Consider the following 1,879-nt stretch of genomic DNA (forward strand, 5'->3'; position numbering starts at 1 on the left):
CCGCCGACTAAATCCGCAACGGGAGGGCTGCCGTATGCCGTTCGCCGACGTCAACGCCCTCCTCATCGCCCACCTCACCCCACTTAACCATCCCGTGCGGGTCGTCTCCCGAGTGCCGGATCCGCGGCCCGAACGGCTGGTGCAGGTGCGCCGGGTCGGCGGCGAGGCGATGTGGCCGGTACGCGACGGCGCCCGCATCGACATCTGGTGCTGGGCGGCCACCGACGCCGACGCCATGACACTCGCCCTGAAAATCCGTGGCGACATCTGGGCCCTGGCCGGGGCCTCGCTCGGCGAGGTGCCGTGCTATCGGGTGCAGGAATTCATGGCGCCCCGACTGGACGAAGACCCCAATACCAACAGCCCCCGCGTTTGGGCGACTTACCGCCTCGACGTACGGGCCGATGCGGTGATCAGCCCCACCCGCTGACCTGCCGCGTGCAGATCTGATCGAAAGGACAACTGACATGGGACTGGTTGCCAGCGAAGTACGTGTGGCGATCACCGGTGAACTGTGCAGCGCCCCCATCGGCACCGCCGCCCCCACCGACGCCACGACCGCACTCCCCGCTGTGTGGATCGGCCACGGCTACGTGAACGAGGACGGAGTGACGGAGAACTGGGACGACTCCGTCGACAACATCGTGGCCTGGCAGAACGCCACCACCGTCCGCGCGGCCCGCACCGAGTCGACACTGACCCTGACGGCCATGCTGATCCAGACGCGCGGTTCGAACCTTGAACTGTGGTATCCGGGCTCGGTCGTTGAGGCCAATGGCACCGACGAGTGGAAGATCGCGGTCAAGCCCGCTACGGCGGACCCGCGTGCCTTCGTGCTGAACGTCCTCGACGGAGCGGACATCATCCGCATCCACATCGGCAACGGGGAGCTGACCGAACGCGGTGAGATCCCCTACCAGACCGGCGAGGCGATCGGATACCCGGTGACGATCACGGCGTATCCGGATGAGAACGGCAACCTGATGACCAAGTTCTCCAACTCCGCTGCCTGGGGACTGGACATCGCCGGTGCGACGCCGGCCGCGGTCGAAGCCGCCGAGGACCGCGCGGCAGACACCGCCGAGGAGCTCTGACCAAGCCGCAGGGCGAGGGCATCGCGCATGCGATGTCTGCGGCCCGCACCCCTTTTCCAACAGCCGTCCGCGCACCGCACGTTCAGGAGATCCACGCATGACATTTGACGCCCGCAGGGTCGCAGGCGAGCAGGCCAGCAAGCCGTTCGAGTTCACCGGCATGGACGGCGCGACGTACGAGCTGCCGAACATCAATACCGTCACCGGTGCGCAGGCCAAGCGCATGAAGGCGGGGGACGACTCGGTCTTCGAAGAGATCGCCAGCCCGCGCGTGGTGAGGGCTATGGACGAGATGCCGGTCGGCGTGCAGGAAAGCCTCGTGCGAGCGTGGATCGCGCACGGCGGCGCATCGGGAAAAGGGGTTTTGCCGTCCTCGCGTCGCCCGCCGCGGCGGAAGCCCTCGCGCTCGACCTGATGCTGCGCGGCGCCCCGCCGCTGGACGAGCTGACGCTGGGCCGGATCGGCGGCCTGCACGAGATGCTGCGCCACGAGCCGCACAGCGCCACCGCACGCACGTCCGGCGGCGACGGCTACACCGCCGAGGAGCACCTGCTGTTCCTGGTCGTGGACGAGCTACGGCTGGGCAACTGGATGCGGACCAAGGACGCACAACGCAACCGCAACCGGCCCAAACCGCTCAGCCCGCTGGCCACCCCGCCGGGCAAGCGCACCGGGCGTACCGACCGGACACCGGCCGAGGTGCAAGCCCTCCTGGCCCAGGTCGGCCCGGTGGCAACGATGCAGTAAGAGGTGAGGGGTTATGGCCGAAGAAGTCGGTGTGGCGT

General features: G+C 68.2%; 4 protein-coding genes. All 4 read left to right on the forward strand.

Annotated features, from left to right (window positions below):
- Nucleotides 1–430: hypothetical protein (locus JAO81_RS41545; protein WP_233416653.1), on the forward strand; the 430-nt coding region annotated here is incomplete at its 5' end.
- A gap of 37 nt (nt 431–467) precedes the next feature.
- On the forward strand, nt 468–1,094 hold the full coding sequence (locus JAO81_RS41550; RefSeq protein ID WP_199553196.1) for a hypothetical protein: 627 nt from the start codon (nt 468–470) through the stop codon (nt 1,092–1,094).
- 97 nt (nt 1,095–1,191) lie between these two features.
- On the forward strand, nt 1,192–1,509 hold the full coding sequence (locus tag JAO81_RS41555) for a hypothetical protein (protein WP_199553197.1): 318 nt from the start codon (nt 1,192–1,194) through the stop codon (nt 1,507–1,509).
- Nucleotides 1,509–1,841, forward strand: a complete 333-nt coding sequence (locus tag JAO81_RS41560; RefSeq protein ID WP_199553198.1) for a DUF5361 domain-containing protein — start codon at nt 1,509–1,511, stop codon at nt 1,839–1,841. The genes JAO81_RS41555 and JAO81_RS41560 overlap by 1 nt, the downstream gene beginning before the upstream one ends.
- Nucleotides 1,842–1,879 lie beyond the last annotated feature (38 nt).

Origin of the sequence: Streptomyces sp. N35, from assembly GCF_016464295.1 — a bacterium.
GTDB lineage: Bacteria > Actinomycetota > Actinomycetes > Streptomycetales > Streptomycetaceae > Streptomyces.

Bases quoted from the DNA above. Each gene is read 5' to 3' on its own strand.
- JAO81_RS41550 (WP_199553196.1), top strand. From the start codon at position 468: ATGGGACTGGTTGCCAGCGAAGTACGTGTGGCGATCACCGGTGAACTG.
- JAO81_RS41555 (WP_199553197.1), top strand. From the start codon at position 1,192: ATGACATTTGACGCCCGCAGGGTCGCAGGCGAGCAGGCCAGCAAGCCG.
- JAO81_RS41560 (WP_199553198.1), top strand. From the start codon at position 1,509: ATGCTGCGCGGCGCCCCGCCGCTGGACGAGCTGACGCTGGGCCGGATC.